The sequence below is a fragment of the Micromonospora sicca genome (genome assembly GCF_003172935.1).
Lineage (GTDB): Bacteria > Actinomycetota > Actinomycetes > Mycobacteriales > Micromonosporaceae > Micromonospora > Micromonospora sicca.
This window is the reverse complement of sequence record NZ_QGKS01000199.1, coordinates 1-5,576: the sequence shown is the minus strand read 5'-3', so window position 1 is coordinate 5,576 and position 5,576 is coordinate 1. Positions and strand designations below refer to the sequence as shown.

Sequence of the window (5,576 nt, the reverse complement as noted above, 5' to 3'; positions counted from 1 at the left end):
TCGACACCGCGCAGGCCAACCAGCCGGCCGGCGGGTACCCGCCGGCCGGCTGGTTGGCCTGCGCGGGGGCAGTGTTCTGCCGGTTCCAGTTCGCCTCGGCCTCGAAGAGCTTCTCGAGTTCGCCGCGGTCGAGGAAGATGCCGCGGCACTCGCCGCACTGGTCGATGACGACGCCGCTGCGCTCGTACTGGCGCATGTCTCCGTGACACTTGGGACAGGTGAGCTGCATGACACCGAAGGTACCCGGTGGGATCACGCGGTGGCGGTGAGCGCCTGCACCACCTCGTCGTCGGAGATCTCGCGGAAGTCGTCGTAGTACGCGCCGACCGCACCGAAGTCCGGCGGGGTGTCGGGGCAGACCACCTCGTCGGCCTCGGCGGCCAGCATCTCGTACGCCTGCTCGGAGCCGACCGGGACGGCGACGATCACCCGGGCGGCGCCCAGGTGCCGGGCCACCTGCACGGCGGCGCGGGCGGTGGCCCCGGTGGCCAGGCCGTCGTCGACGATGACCGCGGTGCGCCCGTTCAGGTCCAGCGGGGGTCGACCGGCCCGGTAGCGGCTCTCCCGCCGGTCCAGTTCGGCCTGCTCCCGCCGCCGCACCTCGGCCCGGTCGCTCTCGCTCAGCCCGCCGGCGATCTGCTCGTTGAGCACCTCCACCCCGTCGGGGCCGAGCGCGCCGTAGGCGAGCTCGGGCGCCCAGGGCATGCCGAGCTTGCGGACGACCAGCACGTCCAGCGGTGCGCCGAGCCGCTCGGCGACGATCCGGGCCACCGGGACACCGCCGCGGACCAGCCCGAGGACGACGACGTCCGGCTGTCCGGCGAGTTCGCTGAGTCGGTCGGCGAGCACCTGGCCGGCGTCGGTCCGGTCGCGATAGGTGGTCATGCCCTCAGGTTTACGCCCTGTCGCCGGGCTCCGCCCGGCACTTGCGGGGAAAGCCGGTCAGCCGGTGGTCACCGGGGCTTCGGCGGCCCGGGTCGGGGCGAGCGTGAGCGCGGGTGCCCAGACCAGCAGGGCCAGCGGGTAGAGCAGGTAGCCGAAGCGGGTCGAGGGCATCAGCAGGATCGCCGCGAGCAGCCCGTACCCGCAGATCAGCGCGGTGGCGGCGGCGGTGCGCGGCGGACGGCGGACGAGCCGGACGGCGATCGCCAGCCCGACCGCCACCAGCACCGCGGCGGCGAGCACCCGGCCGGCGGGCAGCAGCGTGGCGATCAGGTGGCCGGGGAACGGGGACTGCGCCGGACTGGTCACCAGCCCGTGCCCGAGCGGGAAGCGCAGCACGTTCTCCACCAGGGCGTCCCGGTCGACCAGCAGGGTGGGCACGAGCGCGGCCACCGGCAGCCCGACCGCGCCGAGGGCCGTGCGGACGCCGGCCCGGCGGGTGGCCGCCCAGCAGATCAGGACGATCGCGACCGGCCAGGCGAAGAGCTTCAACGCGCCGGCCACCCCCACCGCGATGCCGGCCCGGCCGGGCCGGTCGGCGGCGGCGAGCGTGAGGGCCAGCAGGCAGAGCGCGAGTACGGGCAGGTCGTCGCCGCCGGTGGCCAGGGTCAGCGCGCAGACCGGCAGCACGGTGGCGGCCTGTACGCCCCGCAGCACGGCGGCGTCCGGGCGGCCCGGCGCCGGCGCGGACCGGGCGCGCAGGGTGCCCACGGCCAGGGCGAGCACCAGCGCGGTGGCCAGGGCGAACCAGACCCGGGAGTCGGTCCACCAGGCGTCGACGGCGGCCCGGGGCAGCCCGAACAGCGCCATCCCCGGCTGGTAGGGGGTGTAGCCGAGCAACTGCTCGGCGGGGGGCAGCGCGGCGATCGCGTCGTGTCCCAGGTAGGGGCTGCCCTGTTCGGCGAGCCGGGCGCCGGCGTGCTCGACCACCAGCACCTCCTCCTGCGCCCGGTCGGTGCGCCCCGCCGCCCGCTGGATGCTCAGCACCGCCAACGGCAGCAGCGTCGCGCCGGCCCAGGCGAGGGCGGTCACCGCCACGCGGGCGGAGAGTCCGGCGGCGTCCGGCCGGCGCCACCGGAGCAGGAGCTGGCCGGTCACCGCGAGCGCCGCCGCCAGATAGCCCACGGCGGCGATCGCCCCCCAGGCGCGGTGTGGCGGGAGGGTGGAGGTGGCCGCAGTGACCGCGGCGAAGAGCGCCGACACCGCGTACAGGCCGAGGTCGAGGGCGAGGCCGCCAGCGGCGGAGTCCAGCGCCTGCCAGCGCCGGCGGCTGCGGGTCGTCCGGTGGGGGGTGGCGGTCACGCCGGCCAGTCTCGCAGACCGGGACCGCCGTACCGTCCGGCGCTCGGGGCGTCGGCCCGGGCTGGCCGGTCAGCGCCGCCGGGGCTCGTCGGCGGTCTGGCCGGCGGTGGGCGGGGAGCCGGCCGTTCGCCCACGACCGCCCTGGCGACGGCCGGGCAGGCGGATCACCGCGCCCGCGTCGTGCAGCGGAGGCGCCAGCATGCCCGGGCGCCCGCCCGCGCCGCGCTGCAGGGCGGCGAGCAGCGATCCGGCGGGCAGCGGCCGGGCGAAGAGATGGCCCTGGCCGGCGACGCAGCCCAGCTCCCACAGCGCCCGCCGCTGCGGCTCGCTCTCCACACCCTCGGCGACCACGGCCAGGTCGAGGCTGCGGCCGAGGTCCAGGGTGGAGCGGATCACCGCGGCGGCCTCGGCGGAGGTCTCCATCGCGGTCACGAAGCTGCGGTCGATCTTCAGCTCGTGCACCGGGATGCGGGAGAGCAGGGAGAGCGAGGAGTAGCCGGTGCCGAAGTCGTCGAGGGCGAGCCGGACGCCCGAGTCGCGCAGCCGGCTGAGCACGCGGTCGACCACGTCGAGCTGGCTGAGTGTCAGCGTCTCGGTCAGCTCCAGCACCAGCCGGTCGGGCGGCAGGTCGTGCGCCCGCAGGCGGGCCAGCACCGCCCCGGGGAAGCGGGCGTCGAGCAGGCTGCGCGGTGAGACGTTCACCGACACCGGCAGGTCGAAGCCGGCGGCGCGCCAACTGCCGGCCGCGATCAGCGCCTGGTCGAGGATCGCCTCCGCGAACGCGGGCAGCAGGCCGGAGCGTTCCACCGCCTCCAGGAAGCGCAGCGGGTCGATGATGCCGTGCGTCGGGTGGTGCCAGCGGGCCAGCGCCTCCGCGCCGGTGACCTCGCCGCTGCCCAGGTCCACGATCGGCTGGAAGTTGACGGTGAACTCGTGGTCGGCCACCGCCCGGGGCAGCTCGCCGTTCAGGGTGAGCCGGCCGAGGTCGGCGGTGTCCCGGGCCGGCGCGTACGTGGAGATCCGCTGGCCGGCCCGCTTGGCCTGGTACATCGCCACGTCGGCGCGGCGCAGCAGTTCGGTCATCCCGCCGGTGGCCGGCGCGACGGCGATGCCGCCGCTGGCCTCCACGCTGATCCGCATGCCGTCCAGGTGGAGCGGCTCGTGCAGGGCGGCCAGCAGGGCGTCCGCCCGGTGCGCGGCGACCGCCGGGGCCGGCAGCCTCCGCAGCAGTACGGCGAACTCGTCCCCGCCGAGCCGGGCCACCAGGTCGCCGGGGCGGGTCGCGCCGCGCAGCCGGTCGGCGACCTGCATCAGCACCCGGTCCCCGGCGCCGTGCCCGAGCGTGTCGTTGACCTCCTTGAAGTGGTTGAGGTCGATCAGCACCAGCGCGCTCACCCCGTCGGCGTGCCGGTCGGTGAGCTGCCGGGTGCCCTCGTCCAGCAGTTGGCGCCGGTTGGCCAGCCCGGTCAGGGCGTCGTGCGCGGCGGCGTGCGCGTGCTCCTCGGCGACCCGGGCCAGCTCGGCGTACGCCTGCGCGTTGCGCACGGCCGTGCAGAGGGCGGAGGCGAACGTCCGCAGCGTGTACCGCTCCCGCTCGGAGAGCTCGACCGGCCCGGCGAAGCGCAACCGCAGCACGCCGAGGTCGACGGCCCGGTCGTGCCCCTCCAGCGCCGCCGGGATGACGGTCCCGCCGACCGCGCTCGGCTCGGCGTCGCCGCCGTCGTGCCGGATGCCGGCGGTGGTGCCGCGCACGGTACGGCCGCCCTCGCGCAGCTCGATCTCGACCTCGTCGGCGGAGAAGAGCTCGGCGGCCTGGGTGACGGCGGTGGTCAGCACCTGGTCCAGGTCGACCACGTTGAGCGCGTCGGTGGTCCGGGCGAGCCGCTGCCAGGCCTGCTGTTCGGTGCGGGTCCGGATCCGGGTGGAGTACGCGAGGTGGAGGCTGAGCACCAGCGGTGGCACGGCGAGCAGCAGCCGGGGGTCGGCGCGGAGGATGAGCAGGGTGCAGACGGCCACGACGAAGCGGACGGCGAACCCGCCGATCCGGAGGTCGAGGTTGCTGCGGAACTGGCGTGAGATCCTGGTGCCCGAAGCGAGGGCGATGACGGGGATCGCGAGGAGGTCGTCCAGGAGGGCGGCGACCAGATAGGCGACGCCCAGCATCCCGATGACGTGTGTTGTCTTCGTCGGCGGCCCCCAGGGCAGGACCGCCAGCGTGGCACCGGCGCCGAAGGCCACGATGATGTTCTTGCTGACGCCGAAGAGCAGCTTTATCCGGGGCAGCCGCCACGAGGCGAGGGCGACGCCGACGCCGGTGCAGAGCACCACCCAGGACGTCGGTGCGATCGCCACGCCGAGGACGATCGCCGTTTCGTTCCAGCTGATGAGGTGCGTCGTGGATCGGATGCGGATCCGCGCCTTGACCAGTGTGCCCAGCGCGATCATGAGCGCCAGCGTCACCAGCGTCGCCACGTCAGCGGACGAGCGGGGTGGCGTGGACACCGAGACGGTCCAGAGCGCCGTGAGGGTCACGCCGGCGGCGAGCACGACGACGAGACCGACGAGCAGCCGGAGCCGCCGATCGGTCTCAATCTCGCGTCGCCTGGTAAGAGTCACACCACTCCCGGCTGACTACTTCACCTCTGGCCGCAGCCTAACGTGCGAGGGCCGCAGGCCCCACGTCGGATTTCAGCCCCAGTCGCTGCCGCGCATGTCCTGCCTCCTTCGACCCCCGACGCTGGGCAATTGTCAGCCCTGCGTCACTTGGTTAGTGAATGGAAGCTTAAGCCAGGAACATCAGCTTTAGGAGGGATATATGTGACATTATTCAATATTAGTCAACAGAGCAGCTATTCATAACTTTCCGTCCATCGGAGCTGTGCGGAGAGCGCCCGCCGCTTTCCTTTCCGTGTCCGATCGACTGCGGAACGCTGTCGTTCTCGCCGTGGGTCCCGACGTGCTTTGTTGCCTGCTGTCAGTGTGCTGCGGAGAGGGCGGGGACTCATCCACGCTTCAGTTCGAGTGTCGGAACGGATCAGGGGAAGTGCCGGGGAGCGCCCCGTCCCCGTGCCCGCTTCCGGTGGCCACGGGAAGTGAGTCGGCAGGGTGAATTCTTCATGATCGACGAGCGTCGAGAAGGTGGCTGCCCGGGCACGCCGGGAAATCGGAGCCGGCGCGCCCGGGGAATGGTCCTCGGCCGACGTCGGGTACGTATTCAGCCTGAGGTGAGTCGCTGATCGGGGCCTGCTGTCCACTGTGGCTTGGCTGACTGGCATGATCTTGGTGTGCAGCCCGGGTCGCAGCTTCCCTCGTATGAGGAACTGGTCGCAGTG

At 73.6% G+C, this 5,576-nt stretch carries 4 protein-coding genes; all 4 read right to left on the bottom strand.

Annotation, left to right across the window (positions count from 1 at the left end; all coding sequences use genetic code 11):
• On the bottom strand, positions 1-229 hold a 229-nt coding region (locus DKT69_RS13015; RefSeq protein ID WP_161557824.1), incomplete at its 3' end, for a TFIIB-type zinc ribbon-containing protein.
• A 23-nt stretch (positions 230-252) separates the two neighbouring features.
• Positions 253-885 carry a phosphoribosyltransferase gene (locus DKT69_RS13010; protein WP_109801833.1) on the bottom strand — a complete coding sequence of 211 codons (633 nt, stop codon included), beginning with the start codon at positions 883-885 and terminating at the stop codon, positions 253-255.
• A gap of 57 nt (positions 886-942) precedes the next feature.
• Entirely contained in the window at positions 943-2,244 is a 1,302-nt protein-coding gene (locus tag DKT69_RS13005; RefSeq protein WP_109801832.1) for a glycosyltransferase 87 family protein, read from the bottom strand.
• A 69-nt stretch (positions 2,245-2,313) separates the two neighbouring features.
• On the bottom strand, positions 2,314-4,860 hold the full coding sequence (locus tag DKT69_RS13000; RefSeq protein WP_201749647.1) for a putative bifunctional diguanylate cyclase/phosphodiesterase: 2,547 nt from the start codon (positions 4,858-4,860) through the stop codon (positions 2,314-2,316).
• Between the last annotated feature and the right edge of the window lie 716 nt (positions 4,861-5,576).

Excerpts from the sequence above, each read along its gene's own strand:
- DKT69_RS13010 (WP_109801833.1), bottom strand. The coding sequence starts at position 885 with ATGACCACCTATCGCGACCGGACCGACGCCGGCCAGGTGCTCGCCGAC.